A 22362-nucleotide genomic window follows, 5' to 3' on the forward strand; every position below is an offset into this window, starting at 1 on the left:
GTGAAAATAAAAACCTTGTGCGCCATGGCGATGTCCCTGGTCATTCGGCAAGCCATGGCTGTCGAAAGTGAGCTGCAATTTAACCCCGCGTTTCTCAACGGCGAGAGCGCGAACAGCGCCGATCTCGCCTGGGTCAACGCCGGGAGCGCGCTGCCGCCGGGGGAGTACAACCTTAACGTCTACATCAATAATGCCTACGCCTTCACCGGCGACGTGGCCTTCCGTGCGGATGAACAAGGGGCCGGCGATGCGCAGCCCTGCGTCACGCCGCAGCAAATTGATGCCCTGGGTATCGATCCTCATCAGGCGAAGGGCGGCGCATTGCCGCTCGCCCAGCGCTGCATTGTTTTGCAGAGCGTTTTTCCGGGCAGCCACGTTGACTACGATCAGAAGACGCTGACCCTGAGCTTTACCGTACCGCAGAGCATGATGCGCAACCTGCCGCGCGGCTACGTCAGCCCGGAAAGCTGGGAGCCGGGGATCACTGCCGCATGGCTGAACTACGTGCTGAATGGCTCAAACAATGAGTATCAGGGCGAGACGCGCACACGCGACAGCCAGCTTTTCGTCAGCCTCAACAGCGGCGTCAACCTTGGCGCGTGGCGGCTGCGTGATTTCACCACCTGGACCAAAGACGCTAACGAGCTGACCCACGTACAAACCTGGCTGCAGCGGGATATTCCCGCCCTGCGCGCCCAGTTTTATGCGGGCGAAACCTACACGTCGGCGCAGGTGTTTGATTCCGTGGGCGTTCGCGGTATTGCCCTGAAAACCGACGACAATATGCTGCCCGCCAGCCTGAGCGGCTACGCGCCCGAAGTGCGCGGTATCGCCCGCAGCAACGCCACCGTCACGGTGCGCCAGAACGGCAACATCATTTATCAAACGTCCGTCACGCCGGGAGCGTTTGTGCTGAAAGACCTCTATCCCACCTCGTCGGGCGGCGATCTGGCGGTCACCGTTCAGGAGAGCGACGGGAGCATAACGCAGTACACCCTGCCCTTTGCCAGCGTGCCAAACCTGGTGCGCAACGGGCAGATGAAATATGCCTTCGGCGCGGGAAAATATCGCCCGACCGGCAATCAGGATGCGCCGACCTTTGCGCAGGGCGAGCTGTTCTACGGCTGGCAGTACGGGCTGACCTTCTACGGCGGCGCGCAGTTTTCCGATCGTTACACCGGCCTGGCGCTCGGGGCCGGGCAGAACCTTGGCCGTTTTGGGGCCTGGTCCGCCGATATTACGCATGCCCGCAGCCAGCTGGCTGACAACAAAACCTACACCGGCGATTCGGTGCGCCTGCGCTACAGCAAGCTGCTGAATGAGATGGGCACGCGCATCAACTTCTTCTCGCTGCGCTACTCGACGCAGGGGTTCTATACCCTGAGCGATACCACCTACAAAGGTATGGCGGGCGGCACTGCCCGGCAGGTCGTGGAAGATGACGGCACCCTAACCACCCACTATGACACCGTCTACAACCTGCATATGTCACGCAAAGCGAAGAACCAGCTGCTGCTGTCGCAGCCGATGGGAGAGTACGGCGCGCTGTCGCTATCGTGGGATCAGCAGACGTACTGGAACACGCCGAAAACGACGCAGAGCCTGCAGCTGGCGTGGAACGCCACGTTTCGCAACGTCTCGCTCGGCGTGAGCCTGCAGCGCAGTACCAGCCTGTATGACAATCAAAAAGACACGCTGATGGCGGTGTCCCTGTCCCTGCCGTTTGGTAATCCGACGCTGGCGACCCGCGCCCGCGTCACCACCACGCAGGCGGGGTCTGGCGGCACCACCACCAGCACGGGCGTCAGCGGTTATATGCCGGGTCAGGAAAACCTGTTTTACAGCGTGAACCAGCGCTACGGCACGCAGCAGAAATACGGCGGCGATGCGGCGCTCCAGTACGAAGGCCAACGGGGGGATTACCACCTCGGCTACGCCTACGCGAAAAATTCGCGCAACCTCAGCTACGGCATGAGCGGTGGCGCAGTGTTGCATGAAGATGGTCTGACGCTAAGCCAGCCGCTGGGCAACACCAACATTCTGGTGAAAGCGCCCGGTGCCAGCGATGTCGCCGTACTTAACCACAAAGGCATCAAAACCGACAGCCGGGGCTACGCGGTGATCCCCTACGCCACGCCGTATCGGGTGAATCAGGTGGCGCTGGACGTCACCACCGTGGGCAATGACGTGGAGCTGGAAAACGCCATCGTCAATAAAACCCCCACCGACGGCGCGCTGGTGCGCGCAACCCTCACCACCCGCCGGGGGGCAAAAGCGATGCTCATCGTGCGCCACCGCAATGACGTGCTGCCTTTCGGCACGCTGGTATCGCTGGACGATGAAAACGTCAGCGGCATCGTCGGGGATGGCGGCAGCCTTTATCTCTCCGGGCTGACGCCAGAGGGTACCTTACGGGCGGAATGGGGGCGCGGCAGCGGCCAGCGTTGCACCATCCATTACCGGTTAGACGCGCAGAATTACAACGCGCGCACCGGCCTTTATTCACAGGAGGTGGTATGCCAGTAGCCTTTCGTCTTGCCAGCTTCGCCCTGCTGATGGCGTTTACGGTTCCCGTTCGCGGTTACGACGTGCTGGTTTCCGTCACCGGGAATTTGATCGGCAACACCTGCGTTGTCGCGGCGGATTCACTCGAGAAAAACGTGCCGCTGGGCACTATTGGCATCAAGCAGTTCAGTAAAGCGGGCGCGGTCAGCAATATCAAAGCACCCTTCACGCTGACGCTTGAAGAGTGCGGCCCTACCTTTGCGGGGGTGAAAATTCGCTTCAGCGGAACGCCGGACGATGACGACCCCCAGCTCATCAAAATTGCGCAGGGCGGTGCTACCGGTGTGGCGGTACAAATTCTCGATAACGAGAGCGCCCTGATCCCGCTGAACACCCAAACAACCGCCTACGGCGCGGCGGGTGATGACAGCGTCAACATGACCTTTTATGCGCGGCTGGCGGCCACCGGCGCGCCCGTCAGTGCCGGCGAGGTGTCGGCAGTGGCGACCTGGACTACGGAGTATCAATAATGCGTATTTTTGTGCTGATCGGCTGGTTACTGACCTGCACCCCTGTTCTCGCGATGGAATGGAAATCGGATATCACGCTCTCTCCCCAGCCGATGACCTACAGCGGCCCCGCAGATTCGGTGGTACCGGGGAATATTATCGGCTCAACCTGGAGCGCGACCGCAGACGTTCAGCAGGTTTTCTGGTGCGGGTGGGTATTTACCTGTTCGAAAGGCACCCTGGAGCCAAGCAGCAGCGCCATCTCAAGCGGCATGACGGTCAACGTCGATGGGGTGAACTACACCATTTTCGAAACCGGCGTGCCCGGCGTGGGCTATATCATCGGGCTGAAAGATTTTAACGGCTCCAGTTACGTCCCGCTGCAAACCGGGATCACCCAAAGCTATCCTGCAGATGGCACCAACGGCTACGCCGCTGATTTAGGCTGGTCGGCAAAAGTCACCTTTATCAAAACCGGCACGGCGCTGAAATCCGGCGTATATCAAATCCCGACCATCAACGCCGCGGTCCTGACCGCCTACAACAACGAAACCAAAACCGCGCAGGTGATTATCAGCCCCACCACCATCACAGTTACTGCCAGCGGCTGCACGGTAGAAACCAAAAGCGCGAACGTCAATCTGGGGACGATTGATATCCGCACGCTGCCCACCGTAGGCAGCACGTCGCCGTCAGGCACCTTTAACATTGGCCTGACCTGCGATGCAAACGTGGCGGTTCACGCGGTGATGACCGATCAGACCACGCCCTCAAACACCTCGTCCGTTGTCACCTTAACCGGTGACTCCACGGCCTCAGGCGTGGGCGTGCAGTTCTTCTACAACGGCACCGGGCCGCTGATGATGGGGCCGGACAGCTCCGGCGCGGGCACCACTAACCAGTTCGCTGTCCAGACGCTCACCTCGGCACAAACGCTGTCGCTGCCGTTTCAGGCGCACTACATCCGCACGGGCGAACTGGTGCCCGGCACCGCAAATGCGCTGGCGAGCATCACGTTTTCGTACCAGTAACGGTTAGTGCTTCACCCAGACCAGCCGGTCGACGTTAAAGCCCAGACCACGTGCGGTGTTCAGGTAATCCTGTTTCACCGCATCCGGAATGGTTGGCGTGCGGGACAGGAGCCACAGGTAGTCGCGGTTCGGGCCGCTGACCAGCGCGTACTGGTACTTGTCGTCCAGCTTGATGACGTTATACCCGCCGTAGAACGGGCCGAAGAACGAGACCTTGAGCGCGGCCGTGGTCGGCTCGCCGGTAAAGTAGGCTTTACCTTCGCTCTCATTCCATTTTTTCTTCACCGGATCGTAGCCGCGGTTTAGCACGCTAATGCCGCCGTCGCTGCGTTCGCCGTACGTGGCAGTTACCTGCTCCAGCCCGCGCTCAAAGCGGTTTTCCAGGCGGGCCACTTCGTACCACTTGCCCAGATAACGGCTGGCATCAAAGCCGGAAATTGGCTGCACGCCTTTCGGCGGCGTTGGGGATTTACAGGCAACCAGAGTCAGGGCAATGGCGACACCGGTTACAACAGGCCATAGCTTCATGAGAATTCCTTTCATTTGCGCGGTTGGAAGTTAAAGTGTAGTGCACCGCTCGGGCGCTTCATCCCATCGGGAAGAATTCGTAGTATATTGGGAATATTCTTTCTCTGCGGGCACGGACATGGCTTACTCCATCGGCGAATTCGCCAGACTCAGCGGGATCACCGCCACTACGCTTCGCGCGTGGCAGCGCCGCTATGGTTTACTCAAGCCGCAGCGCACCGAGGGCGGGCATCGCCTGTACAGCGAAGACGATGTCCGGCAGGCGTTAATCATCCTCGACTGGGTCAAAAAAGGCGTTCCTATCGGCCAGGTGAAATCCCTGCTGGAGCGCCCCGCCCCACGTCGTACCAACAACTGGCAAACGCTGCAGCAAACCCTGCTGGAGCGCCTGAAAGCGGGAAAAATCGAATCCCTGCGCCAGGCGATTTACGACGCCGGTCGGGAATATCCCCGGCCCGACCTGGTTGCCAACGTCTTACGCCCGCTGCGCAGCCAGATGTCGGCCAACGTGCCTGCGGCCATGACCCTGCGTGAAATCCTCGACGGCATTATCATCGCCTACACCTCGTTTTGCCTGGAGGGCGATAAAAAAGCGCCCGGCGATAATTTCCTGCTCAGCGGCTGGCACCTCAACGATCCGTGCGAAGTCTGGCTCGAAGCCTTAGCCCGCACTGGGCAAGGCCACCGCATCGACGTCCTGCCCTTTCCACCTGCTGCGCTGGCGCCGGAGATTTTCCCGGACCGCAAATGGCTTCTGGTCACCAGCGGAAAGCTCAACGCTGCCCGCAAAAAGCAGCTTGAGCAGTGGCAGCAGCAGGTTTCCCTTGAGGTGATTATCCTCTAAACATTTTCTGCGGTGGGAATTGTCACGAAAAGTTGAATATTTTCCCGCCTCTGGAGTGCTAACGTTTTCCTGTGACCTAACCACAACAACAGGAAAACGTGATGAAAAAAACAACCCCGCTGCTGATCCTCGCCTCGCTGGCCTTTGCGCCCGTTGCCTTTAGCGCCCCGATGGGCACCCTGAGCGTGCACGTGCTCGACCAGCAAACCGGCACCCCACCGCCGGGTGTCACCGTCACGCTCGAAAAACAGCAGCAGGATAAATGGACCCCGCTTGCCAGCGGTAAAACCGACCAGGATGGCCGCATCAAATCACTCTATCCGCAGGATCAGGACATGCAGCCTGGCGTCTACAAAGTGACGTTCAAAACCGCGGACTATTTCCAGGGCAAAAAGCTGGACACCTTCTTCCCGGAAATTCCGGTGCTGTTTACCGTGACCCGCACGAACGAAAAGCTGCACATCCCGCTGTTGCTTAGCCAGTACGGTTACTCCACTTACAAGGGCAGCTAAACCGCGTTGATTTACAACGATTAGTAAAAATAATCGTGCCAATACTTGGACAAATCAGTCATGTTGTGTAAGTTTTAAAGAAGAGATTCTGGAGGCTTACACCATGACGACAAAACCTGTACTGGGAATTAGCGGATGCTTGACCGGTTCCGCCGTGCGTTTCGACGGCGGGCATAAGCGTATGGGCTTTGTCATGGATGAGCTGGCCCAGTGGGTGAATTTCAGGCCGGTATGTCCTGAAATGGGCATCGGCCTGCCGACGCCTCGCCCGGCCTTGCGCCTGACGATAACCCCCGCAGGCGAGACGCAAATGCGTTTCAGTAAAGCACCGCATGAAGATGTTACGCAGAAAATGGCCGACTTTACGGCACAATATCTGCCAAAAATCGGCGATCTCGCCGGGTTTATCGTCTGCGCCAAATCGCCAAGCTGCGGTATGGAGCGCGTGCGCCTGTATGATGAAAACGGCAATCGGGGCCGCAAGGAGGGCGTCGGGCTGTTCACCGCCGCCCTCCTTGAAACCTACCCGTGGCTGCCGGTCGAAGAAGATGGCCGCCTGCACGATCCCGTTCTGCGGGAAAACTTTGTCGAGCGCCTGTTTGCCCTTCACGAACTGAACACCCTGCGGGCCAACGGCCTGACGCGCCGGGCGCTGCTTGATTTTCACAGCCGCTATAAGCTCCAGCTGCTGGCGCACCATCAGGCAGGCTATCGCGAAATCGGGCCGTTCGTGGCGTCGCTGCATCAGTGGGACGATCTTGAGGCGTTCTTCGTCGAATACCGCAGCAAGCTGATGGCCATTCTGAAGAAGCCGGCCTCGCGGAAAAACCATACCAACGTGCTGATGCATATTCAGGGCTATTTCCGCAACCAGCTCAACAGCCGCCAGCGCGGGGAGTTACGCGACGTGATCCTCCACTACCGCGACGGGCTGTTGCCTATCCTCGCCCCGCTTACGCTGCTGAAGCACTATATGGCGGAATACCCGGACCGCTATCTGCAAACGCAAAACTATTTTGACCCCTATCCGGACGATCTGGGTCTCCGTCTCGCCGTGACCTAAGGCAGTATGCAAGGGCCCAAATTGACCCATAGAGGCCCAAAGCAGTACCCCGTTTAGACGACACCTCACTGTCGTCTTTTTTTGCATTTCACGTAAAAATACTGGCATTATATACAGGTCTTTATCCGCAAATCGGGACTGCCAGATGATCAAAACGCTGCATATCGAAAACTATCGCTCCATTCGCCGGATGTCGCTGGAGCTTGAACAGCTCAACATCGTTTTCGGGCCGAATGGCACCGGCAAGTCAAACATCTATAAGGCGATCCACCTGATGCACAGCGCGGCGCAAGGGCAGTTCTCGCAGGCGCTGGCGAACGAAGGGGGCATTCTGAAGGTGTTCTGGGCGGGCAAAACCCGCACCGACCAGCTGCGGCGGATGAACCTGGCGGTAGAAACTGAAACCTATGAGTATGAACTTCAGGTCGGTTTTGTTGAGCGGCTGCCTTACCCCTCGCAGTTCCAGCTCGATCCGGTTATCAAAGAAGAGACAATCTGGCTGAGCGATCAGCATCGCCGCCCATCGGCGCGGCTGATGCAGCGCAAAAACCAGACGGTGTTTCTGAACAACGTGCATCACGAGAAAGTGACCCACAGCGGTACGCTGTACGAGAACGAATCGGTCTTTGGCCAGCTCGGTGAGCCGCACCTGTACCCGGAAGTGTCACAGATGCGTGAATCCCTGCGCAACTGGCGCTTTTACCATGAATTTTCGGTCTCGTCCGGCTCGGCCATCCGCGCCCCGCAGGTCGGTTTCCGCTCGCCGGTGCTGGCCAGCGACGGGGCAAACCTGGCCGCCGCGTTCCAGACCATCGTGGAGATTGGCGATGAACTGCTCCTGATGCGCATCCTCGATCAGGCCTTCCCCGGCTGCGTGTTTTACAGCGATAACACGGATGGCCGTTTCCGCATGATGATGCAGCGTGAGGGCTTAAGCAGGCCGCTGGAGCCGACCGAGTTTTCCGACGGCACGCTGCGTTTTCTCTGTCTGGCCGTGGCGCTGTTAAGCCCGCGCCCGCCCGCATTTATCGTTCTCAACGAACCGGAAAACAGCCTGCATCCGCAGATGCTGCCCGCGCTGGCGAGCCTGATTGCCGAGGCCAGCCGCTACTCGCAGATCTGGCTGACCAGCCACTCGCCGGAGCTGGCGAACCTGATTGAAAAACAGCGCTCGTTTTCGCTGTATCAGCTGTCAATGGCGGACGGTGAAACGAGGATGGAACGGCTGGGATAGCGCGTTACGCACGCGTGCGGAACGTTTTGCGCCACTCCATGGGGCTGACGCCAAAGCGCGCCTTAAACTGCTGGCGATAGGTGACCGCCGACGCAAACCCAACCTCCGCAGCCACGCTCTCAATCGGCAGATTGCCCGATTCCAGTAAAATCTGGCTGCGCCGCAGGCGCTCGGCGCTGAGCCAGTCGGCGACGCTCATGCCCGTTGCGTGGGTGAAATGGCGGGTCAGGGTGCGACGGCTCATAGAGACGATCGCCGCCAGAGAATCTAGATTATGCGGTTGCGCGATGTGCTGCTGAAGATAGTCGATCAGGCAGTTAATCCGCGCGTCGCGGGTATCTTTGGGCACAGGCTGGGCAATAAATTGCGCCTGCCCGCCTTCGCGGTGCGGTGGCACAATCATCCGTCGCGCAATCTGGTTAGCGACCACGCTGCCAAAGCGCTGGCGGATAATATACAGGCAGCAGTCCAGCGCCGCGGCGGTACCCGCCGAGGTAATGATGCGGTCGTCATCAACATAAAGCGCGTTGATATCCAGCTGCACCTTCGGGAATAACGACTGGAACTGGCGTTCAAATTCCCAGTGCGTGGCGGCGCGTTTGCCGTCGAGGATCCCAGCATAGCCCAGCACAAATGCCCCCAGACACAGGCCGACAATCGCCGCGCCCCTCTTTTTTGCCTGCACCAGGCTATCGAGCAAGGCCTGAGGCGGGCGCTCCAGAACATGCTGCCAGTAGGGCACAACGACGATATCGGCTTGCCCAATGGCTGAAAAATCCTGCGTCGCATTCAGCGCGAAACCGTCCTTCGAGGTCAATAAGCCCGGCTTTTCGGCGCATATCGTGACCTTAAAACGCGTTTCACCCGAGACCGTATCGCCAAACAGAATGCAGGGAACGGCGTAGTGGAACGGGCTAAACCCGTCCACTGCAACAATCGCGACGTGTGTAAGCGGCATCTGTCTCTCCTATCCTCAGTGAGGCTCAGAATATAACGGTTTCGCCGTCCTGTGGAATGCTCAGCGCATCGCTAAACTGGTTGGCTTCGGCATATTCCCGCAGCGCGCGGCGGGTCAGCAGGCAGTGATTAACCGCTTCCATGTGGACTGCCATAAGCTTCGCCTGCGGGAGCAGGAAATGCACGTTCAGCACATCCTGCTCGCCCATAATAATCGGTCCAAAACCAATCACGTGCGCATACCCGGCGTTAAGTATCACCACATCCGGCTGATGGTGCAGCAGATCCGCCGCCACGTCTTCGCGCCATATCGTATCCCCGGCGAGATAAAGCGTTTTTTCATCAGCATGGCGGAACACTACGCCACAGGCTTCTCCCAGCCGCTCAGCCAGCTCGGGCACGGCGTAAGCGCGATCGGTACCGTGCTGGCCGCCGTGGGTTTTGGCGATGCGGATATCACCAAAAGCCGTCTCATCGGTCATCACCGTCAGGTGGGTGAATCCCTGCGAGCGCAACAGCGCGGCGTCGTGCTCGTTCTGAACAAAGATGGGTTTATCTTTGGGGATCAGCGCAATAGCCTCCCGATCCCAGTGATCGTCATGCGTATGGGTCACGATCACCGCGTCGGCCTCCAGCAGCGTCTTCACGTCCACGGGAAGTTCTACCATCGGGTTGCGCAGTTCCGCGCGGGCGGTCCCCGGAAAGCCCGGGTAAGCGCCTTTAGGTGCCAGCATCGGATCGATTAAAAAGCGTTTCCCGGCGTAGGTAATCATCTGGGTGGCATTGCGAATGTGGGTAATGTTCATGGGCTATCCTCCGGTGTGTGTGATAAGGAGGATAGCCAGATGCCGCGCGTAACGATGTGGGTTATGGGGCAATGATCGATGAAATCGGGTCAATCTGTCTGAGACCATTGCGGCTCGTTCAACACCGGAAATCAGTGGGTTAACTGCTGCGAGCCAACCCAATTAATTTCTCACAGACAAAAACAGCAACCGAGGCTGCGAGCATATTTAACGCTACGTACACCGTAAAATAGCTGTTCTCTACGCGGTCGGGGTAAGGTTCTGGGTTATCCGTCGGAAGGGCGTTCAACGCGTTAGTGAGGGTATATTTCAGGCTTTCAGCCAGCGGATCAAATACGCCTAATAGCATCAGCACAAATGCGATAGCTAAAAACGCCACGACGCGAGAAGTCCATTTAATCGGGCGTGACACGGCAATCCTCCTGCGTATGACCAATCACCGTAATCTCACCGTAAGCCCAGAACTGGTCACCCTGTAAAATACGATGGCGGTGTGCTTTTAACAGCGCAGCACGCACTCTGTAGAAATCCTGAGGCAGGAAAAAAGTGATGCATCCCTCACTGATGCCTGAACCGTCGGGCCGGGGAGGATGTAAACGGGAACAGCCATTTGCCTTTCCTTTCAATAGGTTGATTATGGCCCTTTCATACACTCCTTTATCTGGATCACGTAAGCGTTAAATGCTTTCCGTTAATCTTTAAATGAAAATATCTATCGCAATCACTTTTTAGCACAGAGTTAGCAAATTTATTTTTGTTTTTACGCTTACGTTTAATTCACATGGCTTATTTATTAAGGCGTATAACACAACGCTATACGCCATTCACACGTCAATCAATAAACCGCTTCCTCACCCTTTCAAGCGGGGCGATAAGTAAATTAATAAGCGGCTTGCGGTCGATAACGATATCCGCGTTCACGGTCATTCCGCCCATCAGCAGCCGTTTTTTCTTGTCCGGGTCGCTAAACCACGAAGGAACGCGCACCTTCGCGAGATAGTAGTTCTGCCCTTCCTGGAGCGGGATCAGCGCCGAATGGGCGTCGATATTGACCTCATAGAAATCGGACAGCGTGGCGTCAACCGAGCCATATTTATCCACCGGCCAGGAGTCGAAGCGCAGTTTGACCTTGTCCCCTTTCGCCACCCGGCCAACGCCCGTAGCCGGGACGTAGAGATACCCCTCCATCGTCGCGGTGGTGTTTTTGCGGATCACCACCACCACCTCGCTGTTTTGTGTAATAGCGCGTCCGGGCGGGAAATTGATGGCCACAACGTACCCCTCGGCGGGAGCCAGCATCGACATGGTCGAACTGCCCCGGCTGGAGAGATTGCGGTCAATTTCACTGATGCGGTTTTTCACGTACAGCTGCTCTTCGCTCAGGGAGTCGATTTGCGACTGCGTGCTGTCCGACAGGCTGGTTTTCCGCGCCTCCAGATCGAGAATGGTGCTCTCCTCCAGCGTCAGGTTCAGCTGGGCGTTGAGCACATCGTTATGGCTTTTATCGAGGTCAACCTTCGACACATACCCCTTCCCGGAGATGGCTTTCCACGCGTTGTAGGTATCCGTGCTGTTTTTCAGCAGCGCGCGCAGCTTCTTGACCTTGTCCCGCGACACGGCGATCTGCCGGTCGGTGATATTCAGCTGCTGCGCCAGATTCTTACGGTATGAGGCGATAGAGTCATCAATGGCCTGAATACGCTGTTCGCTGCGCTTTTTCTCGGCCTCCATCTGCTGGCGGTCGAACTGCACCACCGACCCCTGCTTGCCGCCATAGTCCTGCGATACCGTAAACAGCGGGTCGTTTTCCTTCACGTAATCGCCCGGACGCACCGCGAAATCGACGATGGTGCCGGACTCTCTGGCCCGCACTTCGACATCGCCCTGCGCGGGGATCAGCACCCCGCGCGCCAGCGTGGTTTCGGAAAAATTAAACACCACGGAAAAAATCAGCAAGCAGAGAAAAAAGGAGATAAACAGCGCCAGCACGGCCTTTAGCCGGGGGGCGTTAATCTGGTAACTCTTTGAAAAGTGGTTCGGGATCAGCGCCCGACGCTGTCGGCTACGGTTTTTTAATTTCACAACATGTCATCCATGATAAATCACTGAAAGATCGTCCCACGCACTCCAGAGCGTGGGGGTGCTATGCAGCGCATTCAGCGTGGCGGTCGCGGCCTGGCGGTAATCCGCTGGCGCATAGCGCTGGCTCTCCAGTCCAAACGCCGGGGAATGGAGCGACCCCGTGGGCAGCAAGGTACGAATGCTGTAGCCGTATCGCGTCAGAAACCGCGTTGAGACATCCGTAAGCCACGCAGCCTGATCGCCCGCCCGGGCCATAAACAGCGGCGCGCCCGGCAGGCGCTCGTCCATCATCAGCACCGTTACCAGACGCTGGCGGGCAAAGAAGGACCCTGCGCGACGCGCCTCATGCGCGGCCATCAGCTTGTGCAGCGCGGGATAGTGGCTGATGCACTGAAAGCGCACATCGTCCGGCGCGGTGGATAACAGCGCGTCCATCACCAGCCCAAACCCCGCCCAGCGCATCCCCAGCAGCAGCGTGCGTTGTGAGGCGTAGAAGTCCTGCTCACGGGTAAACGCCGCCACGCGCGGATGCAGATCGAAGCGCACGTTACGCCGCCAGAGCGCGGGCGGGAAAACCTGCTCCACGAAGCCGAATCCGCTCAGCTCGCGGGCGTTCTCGCGCAGGAATTCGGCCGGGACATCGCTCTCTGCGCAGCGCATAAACTGGCTGTAGTTTTGCGTAATCCGGCTTCCCAGCGGCGTGCGCCCGACCTGACGGGCACAAAGATGGGCGTAGATCCGCGGAAGCAACATCATGGCTCACTCTCCCGCAGGGTGCCGTTTTCCATGGTGTAGCACCGCCCCTCGCAGCCGACCACGTCAGGCGAGTGGGTGACAAACACCAGCCCGATCCCCAGGCTTCGCAGGTTTGCCAGCACCTTCTGCGCGGTGGTTTTATCGAGATTGGCGGTCACTTCATCGCACAGCAGCAGCTTCGGCTGGCTGTACAGCGCGCGCGCCAGTACCAGACGCTGCATCTCTCCCGCGGAGAAAAAGGTATTCCCCGGCAGCAGCTGCGTTTCATAGCCGTGCGGCAGACGTGCCACCACGCTATCGACTTCCGCCAGCCGGCAGGCCTCGATAACCCGCTCTTTATCCGGGGCGCTGTCAAAGCAGGCAATGTTGTCCAGAATCGATCCGGTAAAGAGAATATCGTCCGCATGGACGATGCGGATCTGCTGGCGCAGCGAGGAGAGATCGCACTCGTGAATGGGGATCGCATTGATCCGCAACGAACCCGACGTCGCCAGCAGCATGCCGGAGATCAGCCGCAGCAGTGTGGTTTTGCCGGAACCGCTCTGGCCGACAATCACCGCCTCTTCGCCCTGCTTCAGGGTCATGTTGATGTGTTTAAGCGTGGCCTCGCGTCCTGGATAAGCAAACGAAACGTCCTCAAACGCCAGGCTCACCGGCGAGGTGACGATGCGTTTGCCGAACTGGCTGGCTTCCGAGGGGGCAAACAGCAGGTCGCCCACGCGATCCAGCGGCCCCTTAAGGGCGTTTTTGTCCAGCAGCTTTTGCGCCACCTGCACCATCGCGTCGGAAAAATAGCGTTTATAGCTGATGTAGGCGTACAGCATCCCGATGCTCATCTGCCCTTCCAGAATCAGCCACGCGCCAAAGCAGACCACCAGCAGCTGTTCGGCATTGATCACCAGCAGCGAGGCCACGTCAAAGCGGGCCAGCAGCCGCTCTTTGCGCATCAGGCCGGCGATATGCTCGCGCTGGGATTTATCCATCACCGCATCCCGCGCCTGCTCCATATTGTTTGCTTTAAGCGTAATGATGCCTTTCTGGGTCTCCACCAGCAGGGATTCATACTGCGCGGTGCGTTCAATGGAATCATCCACGGCGCGCTGATAGGGGCCAATCAGTGAAAAGCGGATCAGGAAGAAGACGCCCATCAGCAGCAGGGTCAGCACCGCAATCTTCACGTTATACAGCAGCATAAACAGCAGGCTGGTGAAGGCGATCAGGCAGGAAAAAAGGATTTGTACATAGCCATTGCTGATGAACTCCGCGCAGGCGTGGAGCGATTTCTCAATCGCCAGCACGATGCCCGGCGGACGCGAGCGGAACCAGCTGGTTTGGGTGCGCAGCATGTAGTGGCGCACGGACTGGCTCAGGTCGTCATAGGCGATGTTGCGCATCAGGATCTCAAGCAGCTGCTTGAGGAATTTGCCTATCACTTCAAAAATAAAGACGATCGCAAAGATGGCGGTGAGCAGGATCACCAGGTCACTGTCGCTGCGGGCAATCGCCTCATCCATAATCAGCTGCACGTAGGTGGGGCTGGCCAGCATGGTGATAAGGGTAAAAATAGAGAGCACGAACAGCAGCAGCTGGCGCTGGAACAGGCTCGGGGATTTATTCGCCAGCCGCCCGAGGGTCAGCGTGTCGTCCGGCGTTTTCTTTTCAAAACGCGGGGTGGGTTTTAGCTCCAGCACATAGCCGGAGAAGAGTTTTTCCGCTTCCTTAAGGCGATAACGACGTACGCCGCTCGCAGGGTCGTGGACGGTAACGCTGCGGCTGTCGACCTTCACGATGACCACAAAATGGTTCCCGCGCCAGAAGGCGATAAGCGGCAGCTCCGAGGTTTCTATTTCAGTGATTTCGCCTTTTAACACCCGGCCCGTCATATTTTTATCGCTGGCAAGGGTCATCAATTCCGCCATTGAGGTGCCCGCGTCGGCAGACACCGAGATCTCCCGGCGTAGCTGGCTTACAGAGACATGGTGCTCGTAATGCCCCATCACCATCGCCAGGCAGGCCAGACCACATTCGGTAAATTCATGCTGACGAATAACAGGGGTTTTACCCTGCTTCTTATACTGAAAAAGCGAAAACATAATGATCCGTGGCTGAAATAAAAAAATGGCCCGGCAAGGCGGGCCATAGGAGCATAGGTCGAAAACTTATGCGCTGAAGAAGCCGCCGATGAAGCCGCCCACCAGACCGAACACGCCGCCGATGGTGCCGCCCAGCGCGCCTAACATCTGGCTGCCTGCGTTATAGCCCGCGCTTGCGCCCTGAATTGCAGCGGCAAACGGATCCCAACCACCGATGATGGCCTGTGCTTTCTTAAAATCGATAACTTGCATGTTTCTGTTCCTGTAATCGTGAATTAGTTGTAGCTGCCAACCAGCGCGCCAAGGAAGCCCATTGCGCCACCCAGGATCCCGCCAACAACGCCGCCCACCATACCCATGATGCCTGCGCCAGTGTCGTAACCCAGCTGTGCACCTTTAACCAGACCCGCGAACGGGTTCAGCGCGCCACCGATAATGTCTTTCGCTTCTGTGAATGAAATCGCTTTCATTTTATTCTCCTGTTGATTGAGATCTTTGGCTTTAGACCAAAGGTTAATTTCCTTTTATGAAGGAAAGCGGTTGCTACGGGCAGGTAGAAAGCGGAATGATTTTATTTCCATAAATAATCATCCGCCTTGCTGGCTGCCCGGCATTATCTATTTCCAGCCGTTGTCCCGGTGGAAGATATTTTGAGTTGTTATATTGCGTGCTGCACCCGACCGAGGAAACATATTTAAAATAGGTATTCCCCGTATTACTTACCACCCCGTTGCTAAACGCATAATCAAAATGTCTTGTCCACGGACGGACAATCAAAATCGCCTCAAGCGAAACCACCACATCCGACTGAATGCGTTGGCCTTTACTCATTACAACCCGCGCCTGTAGCGGCGTCTCGGTGAATTTTACGCGATAATAACGCTCTTTATCGTCGTGCGGGCCGGTATAGTAAAACTTAAACCCGGCGCGCTCGCCGCTCCCCAGCGTCAATTGTTTTGGCGAGAACATCAGCTCGCCATCTTTTATTTCAGTCTCTTTCCCTTTTTGTTTAGGGACGTCTACCTGGATAAGTGAGACAGTATAATTCTGCCTTTCACTGGTATCGTTTTTTATAGGCTGAAAAACAACTTCCTTTTCTGGCAAAAAATCAATATTCAGACTTTCGATAATTAAAGCATTTGCCCCGAAAGAAATGAAGCAATTTATTGCGAAAATAGCCAGGATTTTTGCAGTCATATTCGTTTAATTCCAGGATGCACTGACGTCTATTTTCCCTTGCGCGGTTACTTCGCCAAACCAGTCATTCCCGTCATAGGTTGTTTTCGATACAGGGTTATCCATCACAAACTGCAGTACCAGCGGCGTTTTCCACAGCCACAGGTCCGTGACCCCGGAGCTCATTTTGTCCCACTCGGACGCGTGGGTGGCAGGTGCTGGTACCTGGAGGGCCTCGCCTTTGCAGTTATGCGCCAGCAGCGTCTGGCTTTTGCCCACCAGCACGTTGCCCGGGATCGGGACGGTAAAACCGTTGCCGCTGAAGGCACAGTAATCCACCCCGTTCAGGCTCCGCGTTGGCCCGGTCACTTTGACCGTTACCGCCACGGCAGCATCGCTTTGTGCGCCGCTGTAGGTAATGGTGTAGGGGATCTCAATGGGCGTTTCGCCAATGATCCCCGTGCCGGACCCGCCCAGACCGTTCGGGTCGAGCGTATAGTCAGGGTTATCCGGCACAATCTCCAGCCCCGGCTCGATCGGGTTGATCACCACGCCGCCGCCCGGCTGGAAGCAGAAGTCCGCCGCCAGCGAGCTGTTGCCCGGCGTCAGGCACAGGCTAACGATATTGCCAATGCCGGTGCCGTCACCCGCCTGCGCCACGCTCAAAATCAGCGCCTTTGGCAAAAAGATTTTGAGGTAGGCTTTGCCGCCGTTTTTTTGCGGCGCTGCGAGGAAGGTTTGTGCCAGCACGCGGGTATCGCTCTGGATACCGCCGGAGATGCTGTACCAGTTGCTCTCATCAAACGTCAGCTCGGCGGCCAGGCCAGTGCCGCCGCTCATGTGCGACTGCAGCACGCTGTTCACGCGTGATGAGGTGAGCGCCAGTCCGGGGCTGTAGCCGGTAACATCCTCGCCGATAAAGGTGTATTCCATCAGGTCGCACAGCACCCCCGATATTGTATTTCGGGTGTATTTGGTGCAGGCGGCCCCCGTTGACCCGTCAACAATCGTGACCTCGCCGCTGATCGGGTCAATTCCCAGGTCCAACTCCCGGGAGTTGGTCATCGTCATCGTCCCCACCTTGTGCAGCGTGTTGGTGGTCGTCACTTTGTTGATGGACGACGTTTGCGGCGTGGAGGTAATGGTCACCTCGTCACCCGGCGCGGCGTTGAGCAGCGCGTTAAAGAACGGATCGCCCAACACCCAGCGGCCATAGGAGGTCCCCGGCTCCATCACCGGCGGCTTCACCACCATCGACGTGTCGCTGTAGCTGGTAGTCGGGGTGTAGCCGGCGGTACCGCAGCTCGATGAGCACGACGTCCCTTTAAAAAACGGCGAGGCGCTGGAGCCGGTGACGGAAAAGTTAATCGTCAACGCACTGCCCGCAGGCCCGCTATAGCTGTTATCCGGGATGTAGGTGGCGACCCCGTTGTTGGCCTTTGCGCTCAACGCAGGCCACTCCCGCGAACCGTGTAAAAAGGCGGTCGAGGTGCTGTTCAGGCTAAACAGCCCTGCGGTATTACCCGTCCCGTTGTTGTCGGGATTATTAATGGCGAAATAGGGCAACTGCTGCGCCTGAGCCGCCGCGCTCATCAGGAGCAAATTAAGAGCGAATATCTTTTTCATCGTCACGTTCCCGTGTTCCTTTTGCTTCCTGCCAGACGTAATTGCCCTTATCGCAGGAGATGTCCCCCAGCCACAGCGCGCCGCGGTTGGACTCGATGTCCAGGCGCACCTCACAGACGCTGTCGTCCGGCGTGGCAATGCTCAGAATCGGATTGTTTTTATCCACATCAATCACAAAGCGCCCGTCGTTTTCCGTGCGGGTCAGGCCGACATGGTTTTTGATTTGCGTCTCACCAATCGGGGAGCCGTTGGCGTCCACCAGCCGGCCAAACAGCGTGACGATTTTCTTCACCTGCGGCTTCATCACCACCGTGTTACCCGGGTAAACCGTGATGTGGCGACGCGCGTTCGCGCCAATCTCATAGCTTTCGGTGCCGGTTTCACTGTTCATCACTTCGAGGTCGTAAGCCTGATAGGCAGGCAGTGACAGCCAGGTTTTATCCCCTTTGATCCGCTCCGCCCGGCCATTGAGCTTCAGGGTGAGCGCTTCGTCGGATTTAAGACCGGTGCTGACGATCACCCCCGCGCTGTCGGTCCCTTTCCCGGCAGCGATGGCCTCTTTCGACCAGCCCACGCTGCCGTCGCTGGTCAGGGTGGAGTTCCAGCCTTTGCTCATGCCGCTCTGCACGCTGAGGATGTTGCTGTTCCACGGCGTATCAAAGTTCACGCTGCCGCCGCCGCTCACGCTGCGATCGTAGGTGCTGTTAAACGCCTTCGAGACGTTGGCGGTGGCCGATTTCAGGTAATCGCCGTCGAACTGGCGGCTGGCGCTCACGTTGAGCGCCGTGCCGGTGTCGCGGTTATGGGAAACGCCCACCGACACGCTATTTCCGAGAGGAATAGAGAAGTCGAGCATCACGTAGCGATCTTTCTCTTCGTAATACCCTTCGTATTTGTTGCGCGACAATCCGACGCGCAGGCGCGCGGTACCGTATCGCCCGGCATACAGCCCCTGGGAATAATCCAGCTGATCGCGTTTATAGCGATACATTTTATCTTCCTGGCGCATCACGCTCAGGTTGCCCGCAGAAGGTAATCCGAAGGAGGGCAAGCTCAACGACGCCCCCCAGGTGTTGCCCTTGCTTTCATAGATATCGAGGAACTTGCCGCTGGAGAGCTGCTCGTGGGAGTACCAGACCGAACCAATCTGCCACGGCAGGCTGAGGTTCACGCCATAGTTCGCACGGTAGGTGCCATCGGTGGCCGCCATCGTCTGGGTATTGACCGAGAGCATGTTCGTCAGGTTAAGCGAGGCCCACAGTTCGCTGACCGCGTGCTCGCGCATCATGTACGCCGAGGCATTCCAGTCGACCATCCCGCTGCGCTTGCTGAACGACGCCCCGACCAGCGACATGGTGTCTTTATGTTTAGTGTTGTAATCGTAGTACCAGGTGTTGTCCTGCTCGTTTTTGCGCTTAGCGTATTTTTTATAGTTAACGACGGATTTATCGCGGCTGTAGAGGCCGCCCCACATCTGCCAGCGCAGCGTTTCCGACACGTTGCTGGAGAAGGGTTTATTGATGGAGTACATGCTGCGCGACACGGTGCGGCTGCCGCTGACCACTTCCACCTCAACGTTGTAGATTCCGTAGGGCAGGCTGCTGGTGTCAATCTCATGGTTGCCGACGTCAAAGCGCTGAATGCCGATCAGCTGGCCGTCGCGGCGAATGCGCGCCTCACCCGCCGTGGGGAAGTACACCACCACCGGCGTCAGGGAGAGCGTATTGTCACGCTTGCGCGAGTTGGCCTGGTTGCCCACCGACACGCCGTACACTTCCCCCCCGGCGATGCCGCTCACGCTGGCGAGAGACTGCATCGCCCAGCCGTTGAGCATCCCTGCGGCGTAGCGCATGCCCTGGTAGTCGCGCTCCCACATGGCCGCATTCATCTGGGTATCGCTGCTGTTCTCGTTCACATAGCCTGAGCCGTCGATGAGCAGGTGATCGACCCCCATCGAGATCCAGCTTTTCGCATTCAGATATCCTGAGGACCAGCCGTCGCCGTAACCGCTCTCGGTGTGGTAAGCCCCGAGGTTATAAGAGAAGGTGCCGCTCAGGTCGTCCGACTCGGGGGCGTCGATATCCACCTCGCGTGGACGAATATTCACCCCATAGTCGTTCTTCGACAGGTTCAGCAGCAGGCGCATCTTCTTTTGATCGAGCGTAAACGACGATCCCGCGCTGACGGGGATCCGCATCTGGTCGTCAAACTGCTTGTTATTGATGCTTTTCAGCAGTTTGCGCATCTCTTTCGAGAGACGAATGCCGTTATCAGACTCCTGGACCTGCACGTCACGCAGCCCGAGCTTGAGATCTTTCGCGAAAAGGGTCACATCACCGATGCGCACGTATTCATGCGTATTGCTGCCGTCGCTTCCCTGCGTTGCTGCCTCTGATCGCGTATTGACTAAATAGACGGGGATTTTGATCCCCTGCTCCAGTAATCCATAAAGCGCGTCGGGAAAACGGTAATTAGCGATAACCACGGAGCCTGGAGCGGCAGACGCGAGCGCGGGCAGCGTGCCGGATGCGCAAGCCATCAGCACCGGCAACACTAATTTATTTTTCACCATGCATCCTTACTTAACAGGAATGAACTGTTTCAGGTCCCAAATTCCGAGATGAAAATGGTTGTCCGTCACGTTGATATCCTCGATAGCACGCGAGGTATTGGGCATCAGGTAGAAGTTTTTAGTACACGGCGTGGTCGGGGATTCCGGGTTCGGCTTCAGGCAGGTCCCCGTTGCGTTGACGCGAAACGACGTGTTGCCCTTGTTAGTGATCTTTCCCGCCACGTATACGAAATCGACTTTTTTGTCGCGGGGCTGAACCACGAGGATGGTGCTCACCACGGCGCGGGTCATCCCTTTACCGTTCTTTTGCGCAGCGTTGTCCAGCTCTTCGCTCACCCCTTCATCGACAAAGGTGATGCGGTAGTAGCGCTCTTTATTGTCGGCGTTACCGTGGTAGTAAAATTTGACGATATTGCTGGTGCCAGCGGGCATCACCATGCGCGTGGGGGTGAGCAAGAGCTCGTCCACTTTCTCGGGGTTAATCACCACGCCTTCATCCATCGGGCTGCTGATACGCTGCGCGCTAATGGAGACAATACGTACGCTGTCCGCTTCGTTTTTTAATTCCTTCGACGTGGAATCCGCGTCGGCAGGAATAATGGTGGTGATTTTGCCGACGTTAATCGCCAGCGCGGAAGAGGAGACGAACAGTAAGAAGAAAATGGCAGATTTGAGGCTAAACATGATATTTCCCTAAACAGGGGCTTGCGCCCCTGGATCTGTCAGGCCTTAGCCCCAGGTTGCGCGGAACGCAACGGACACGGTACCTTCCCACAGGCTGTTGGTCAGGTCTTTGAACTCTTTCTTCGCACCAGCGCTGTCCTGAGCGGAATCAACGTAGAAGACAAATTTGTCCTGGCCGGTGATTTCAGTATCTGCCGCCGCGCCAGCGCTGGTGGTCAGGTTCCACAGGCCGGAAGAGACGCCGGTGTTAGAAGAAGAATCAACCAGCGTGGTCCACGCGGTAGATTTCGCCCCTACGGTACCGCCTACGGAGCCCAGGTCGTTTCCGCCCCAACGAGCACCCACTTTCAGCTTGGTCGCTTCACCGCCAACGCTGTACAGGGTGTTGTTTGAATCGTCGAGGATGGCTTCGAGTTTGAACGTCGTGGCAGAAGAGTGATCGCCGCGAATGGCCACATCAAACAGACCGGTATCGGTGTTGAATGATTTGGTATTTGCGCTGTAGGCAAAGTTCAGAGCACGCGTCGGGGTAACCACCAGATCGGATTCGCTGTCTTTCGTCGCAGAGGCCTGCCAGGTTGCAGAGGCCGTGGTTTCAGCAGCGTTAACCGCGCTCAGGGCAGAAACAGACAGCAGTGAGCCCAGAACGATAGCGTTCAGTTTGTTCATTTATTTAGTCCTTCAAAAAAGAATCCACATGTATAAAAAGGGGGTGCCCCTTTTTCGAGGCGGAGTATAGTCAGCCCGAAAATAGCGAGGCAATACAGAAAAATTCACTCACCTGCGTGAAAAGATGAATATAAAAATACACCCCTGGTATCTTGTTGTTACATAATGAATAAATATTCCACCGGGTGGATAATAGATATTCATCGATTCTTATCTGATGAGAAATTATCAGGACGTGGGGACAGCAACACACATCATTACAGGCAAAACCAGCCCCTTAATTAGCCATGCGTGTCTTTTTACACTGGTGATATAAAAGAAGTTAATATTGTCGAGCAACATTTCGTTGACGACACCATCGGGTGCCGCATCATCTTCAGATTTGTTCAGCTTTTTATCGGTAATATAGTAGATATTACTCCCGTCAATTTTCTCGACGCTGAGAAGGTAATTTCTGTCGATCAGATAACTTTTGCCATCCTTTCTCAGCACACCTTTATGGATAACTGTTATCGCATCGGTGCTGTTGAACATAAATAGCGTGGTTAACGACATATCGGTAGAGTCGCCCGTAGAATACGTTTTCCAGGAAACCGTATCTGACTGACAGCCAAATCCCGTCTCCTGAGGTCTCATAAAGTAAAACAACGCTAAAGCAATGATTGACAGCAGCAGTACGACGCCCAATAACACACTAAGCTTGGTCCTTGACATA

22 protein-coding genes are annotated in these 22362 nt (G+C 57.0%); 7 read left to right on the forward strand and 15 right to left on the reverse strand.

Annotation, left to right across the window (positions count from 1 at the left end; genetic code table 11):
• From I6L58_RS12185 to I6L58_RS12195, 3 genes are read left to right on the forward strand one after another with little or no spacing between them, the layout of a single operon-like run.
• Complete coding sequence (locus I6L58_RS12185) at positions 1 to 2526, forward strand: fimbria/pilus outer membrane usher protein (RefSeq protein ID WP_088208975.1); 2526 nt, start codon at positions 1 to 3, stop codon at positions 2524 to 2526.
• Positions 2517 to 3035, forward strand: a complete 519-nt coding sequence (locus tag I6L58_RS12190; protein ID WP_088208974.1) for a fimbrial protein — start codon at positions 2517 to 2519, stop codon at positions 3033 to 3035. Before I6L58_RS12185 ends, I6L58_RS12190 begins: the two co-directional genes overlap by 10 nt.
• Positions 3035 to 4045 carry a fimbrial protein gene (locus tag I6L58_RS12195; RefSeq protein ID WP_058609941.1) on the forward strand — a complete coding sequence of 337 codons (1011 nt, stop codon included), beginning with the start codon at positions 3035 to 3037 and terminating at the stop codon, positions 4043 to 4045. Before I6L58_RS12190 ends, I6L58_RS12195 begins: the two co-directional genes overlap by 1 nt.
• 3 nt (positions 4046 to 4048) lie before the next feature.
• Here I6L58_RS12195 and I6L58_RS12200 read toward each other — a convergent pair whose 3' ends face one another.
• On the reverse strand, positions 4049 to 4573 hold the full coding sequence (locus I6L58_RS12200; RefSeq protein WP_042321307.1) for a lipocalin family protein: 525 nt from the start codon (positions 4571 to 4573) through the stop codon (positions 4049 to 4051).
• Positions 4574 to 4691: 118 nt separating this feature from the next.
• On the opposite strand from I6L58_RS12200, the gene I6L58_RS12205 reads away from it, so the two are divergent.
• The 4 genes from I6L58_RS12205 (at position 4692) to I6L58_RS12220 (ending at position 8226) form a co-directional block, all read left to right on the forward strand.
• Complete coding sequence (locus I6L58_RS12205; RefSeq protein ID WP_006177676.1) at positions 4692 to 5417, forward strand: MerR family transcriptional regulator; 726 nt, start codon at positions 4692 to 4694, stop codon at positions 5415 to 5417.
• 101 nt (positions 5418 to 5518) lie between these two features.
• Entirely contained in the window at positions 5519 to 5929 is a 411-nt protein-coding gene (gene uraH, locus I6L58_RS12210) for a hydroxyisourate hydrolase (RefSeq protein ID WP_088208973.1), read from the forward strand.
• 103 nt (positions 5930 to 6032) lie between these two features.
• Complete coding sequence (locus I6L58_RS12215; protein WP_006177674.1) at positions 6033 to 6992, forward strand: YbgA family protein; 960 nt, start codon at positions 6033 to 6035, stop codon at positions 6990 to 6992.
• Positions 6993 to 7137: 145 nt separating this feature from the next.
• Entirely contained in the window at positions 7138 to 8226 is a 1089-nt protein-coding gene (locus tag I6L58_RS12220; RefSeq protein ID WP_006177673.1) for an AAA family ATPase, read from the forward strand.
• Positions 8227 to 8230: 4 nt separating this feature from the next.
• Here the strand turns inward: I6L58_RS12220 and I6L58_RS12225 are convergent, their stop codons facing one another.
• The 14 genes from I6L58_RS12225 to I6L58_RS12290 form a co-directional block, all read right to left on the reverse strand.
• The gene (locus I6L58_RS12225) at positions 8231 to 9184 is read right to left on the reverse strand and encodes a GlxA family transcriptional regulator (RefSeq protein WP_088208972.1); all 954 of its coding nucleotides are present in this window, start codon (positions 9182 to 9184) and stop codon (positions 8231 to 8233) included.
• Positions 9185 to 9209: 25 nt separating this feature from the next.
• A complete protein-coding gene (locus I6L58_RS12230; RefSeq protein ID WP_088208971.1) occupies positions 9210 to 9989 on the reverse strand; it encodes an MBL fold metallo-hydrolase in 780 nt (259 codons plus the stop codon).
• A gap of 139 nt (positions 9990 to 10128) precedes the next feature.
• Complete coding sequence (locus I6L58_RS12235) at positions 10129 to 10401, reverse strand: hypothetical protein (protein ID WP_088208970.1); 273 nt, start codon at positions 10399 to 10401, stop codon at positions 10129 to 10131.
• 419 nt (positions 10402 to 10820) lie between these two features.
• Positions 10821 to 12071, reverse strand: coding sequence for an HlyD family secretion protein (locus tag I6L58_RS12240; protein ID WP_088208968.1), 1251 nt, complete (start codon positions 12069 to 12071; stop codon positions 10821 to 10823).
• A gap of 6 nt (positions 12072 to 12077) precedes the next feature.
• Positions 12078 to 12827 carry a hypothetical protein gene (locus tag I6L58_RS12245; protein WP_006177669.1) on the reverse strand — a complete coding sequence of 250 codons (750 nt, stop codon included), beginning with the start codon at positions 12825 to 12827 and terminating at the stop codon, positions 12078 to 12080.
• Positions 12824 to 14920, reverse strand: coding sequence for a peptidase domain-containing ABC transporter (locus I6L58_RS12250; protein WP_058609933.1), 2097 nt, complete (start codon positions 14918 to 14920; stop codon positions 12824 to 12826). Before I6L58_RS12250 ends, I6L58_RS12245 begins: the two co-directional genes overlap by 4 nt.
• Positions 14921 to 14986: 66 nt before the next feature.
• A complete protein-coding gene (locus tag I6L58_RS12255) occupies positions 14987 to 15172 on the reverse strand; it encodes a hypothetical protein (RefSeq protein WP_001196016.1) in 186 nt (61 codons plus the stop codon).
• 23 nt (positions 15173 to 15195) lie between these two features.
• The gene (locus I6L58_RS12260; protein ID WP_006177667.1) at positions 15196 to 15390 is read right to left on the reverse strand and encodes a hypothetical protein; all 195 of its coding nucleotides are present in this window, start codon (positions 15388 to 15390) and stop codon (positions 15196 to 15198) included.
• A 73-nt stretch (positions 15391 to 15463) separates the two neighbouring features.
• Positions 15464 to 16117, reverse strand: coding sequence for a hypothetical protein (locus I6L58_RS12265; protein WP_006177666.1), 654 nt, complete (start codon positions 16115 to 16117; stop codon positions 15464 to 15466).
• A gap of 6 nt (positions 16118 to 16123) precedes the next feature.
• A complete protein-coding gene (locus tag I6L58_RS12270; protein WP_088208967.1) occupies positions 16124 to 17722 on the reverse strand; it encodes a receptor in 1599 nt (532 codons plus the stop codon).
• A complete protein-coding gene (locus I6L58_RS12275; RefSeq protein ID WP_006177664.1) occupies positions 17700 to 20294 on the reverse strand; it encodes a CS1-pili formation C-terminal domain-containing protein in 2595 nt (864 codons plus the stop codon). Before I6L58_RS12275 ends, I6L58_RS12270 begins: the two co-directional genes overlap by 23 nt.
• Before the next feature lie 6 nt (positions 20295 to 20300).
• Positions 20301 to 20978 (reverse strand): EcpB family pilus assembly chaperone, encoded by a 678-nt coding sequence (locus tag I6L58_RS12280; protein WP_006177663.1) that lies wholly within the window; start codon positions 20976 to 20978, stop codon positions 20301 to 20303.
• 45 nt (positions 20979 to 21023) lie between these two features.
• A complete protein-coding gene (locus tag I6L58_RS12285; RefSeq protein ID WP_006177662.1) occupies positions 21024 to 21647 on the reverse strand; it encodes a common pilus major fimbrillin subunit EcpA in 624 nt (207 codons plus the stop codon).
• Between the two features lie 228 nt (positions 21648 to 21875).
• Positions 21876 to 22361 carry a hypothetical protein gene (locus I6L58_RS12290; RefSeq protein ID WP_006177661.1) on the reverse strand — a complete coding sequence of 162 codons (486 nt, stop codon included), beginning with the start codon at positions 22359 to 22361 and terminating at the stop codon, positions 21876 to 21878.
• Between the last annotated feature and the right edge of the window lies 1 nt (position 22362).

The organism is Enterobacter cancerogenus (assembly GCF_019047785.1).
Taxonomy (GTDB): domain Bacteria; phylum Pseudomonadota; class Gammaproteobacteria; order Enterobacterales; family Enterobacteriaceae; genus Enterobacter; species Enterobacter cancerogenus.

Bases quoted from the DNA above. Each gene is read 5' to 3' on its own strand.
- I6L58_RS12190 (WP_088208974.1), top strand. From the start codon at position 2,517: ATGCCAGTAGCCTTTCGTCTTGCCAGCTTCGCCCTGCTGATGGCGTTT.
- I6L58_RS12195 (WP_058609941.1), top strand. From the start codon at position 3,035: ATGCGTATTTTTGTGCTGATCGGCTGGTTACTGACCTGCACCCCTGTT.
- I6L58_RS12200 (WP_042321307.1), bottom strand. From the start codon at position 4,573: ATGAAGCTATGGCCTGTTGTAACCGGTGTCGCCATTGCCCTGACTCTG.
- I6L58_RS12205 (WP_006177676.1), top strand. From the start codon at position 4,692: ATGGCTTACTCCATCGGCGAATTCGCCAGACTCAGCGGGATCACCGCC.
- uraH (WP_088208973.1), top strand. From the start codon at position 5,519: ATGAAAAAAACAACCCCGCTGCTGATCCTCGCCTCGCTGGCCTTTGCG.
- I6L58_RS12215 (WP_006177674.1), top strand. From the start codon at position 6,033: ATGACGACAAAACCTGTACTGGGAATTAGCGGATGCTTGACCGGTTCC.
- I6L58_RS12220 (WP_006177673.1), top strand. From the start codon at position 7,138: ATGATCAAAACGCTGCATATCGAAAACTATCGCTCCATTCGCCGGATG.
- I6L58_RS12225 (WP_088208972.1), bottom strand. From the start codon at position 9,184: ATGCCGCTTACACACGTCGCGATTGTTGCAGTGGACGGGTTTAGCCCG.
- I6L58_RS12230 (WP_088208971.1), bottom strand. From the start codon at position 9,989: ATGAACATTACCCACATTCGCAATGCCACCCAGATGATTACCTACGCC.
- I6L58_RS12245 (WP_006177669.1), bottom strand. From the start codon at position 12,827: ATGATGTTGCTTCCGCGGATCTACGCCCATCTTTGTGCCCGTCAGGTC.
- I6L58_RS12250 (WP_058609933.1), bottom strand. From the start codon at position 14,920: ATGTTTTCGCTTTTTCAGTATAAGAAGCAGGGTAAAACCCCTGTTATT.
- I6L58_RS12255 (WP_001196016.1), bottom strand. From the start codon at position 15,172: ATGCAAGTTATCGATTTTAAGAAAGCACAGGCCATCATCGGTGGTTGG.
- I6L58_RS12260 (WP_006177667.1), bottom strand. From the start codon at position 15,390: ATGAAAGCGATTTCATTCACAGAAGCGAAAGACATTATCGGTGGCGCG.
- I6L58_RS12265 (WP_006177666.1), bottom strand. From the start codon at position 16,117: ATGACTGCAAAAATCCTGGCTATTTTCGCAATAAATTGCTTCATTTCT.
- I6L58_RS12270 (WP_088208967.1), bottom strand. From the start codon at position 17,722: ATGAAAAAGATATTCGCTCTTAATTTGCTCCTGATGAGCGCGGCGGCT.
- I6L58_RS12275 (WP_006177664.1), bottom strand. From the start codon at position 20,294: ATGGTGAAAAATAAATTAGTGTTGCCGGTGCTGATGGCTTGCGCATCC.
- I6L58_RS12280 (WP_006177663.1), bottom strand. From the start codon at position 20,978: ATGTTTAGCCTCAAATCTGCCATTTTCTTCTTACTGTTCGTCTCCTCT.
- I6L58_RS12285 (WP_006177662.1), bottom strand. From the start codon at position 21,647: ATGAACAAACTGAACGCTATCGTTCTGGGCTCACTGCTGTCTGTTTCT.
- I6L58_RS12290 (WP_006177661.1), bottom strand. From the start codon at position 22,361: ATGTCAAGGACCAAGCTTAGTGTGTTATTGGGCGTCGTACTGCTGCTG.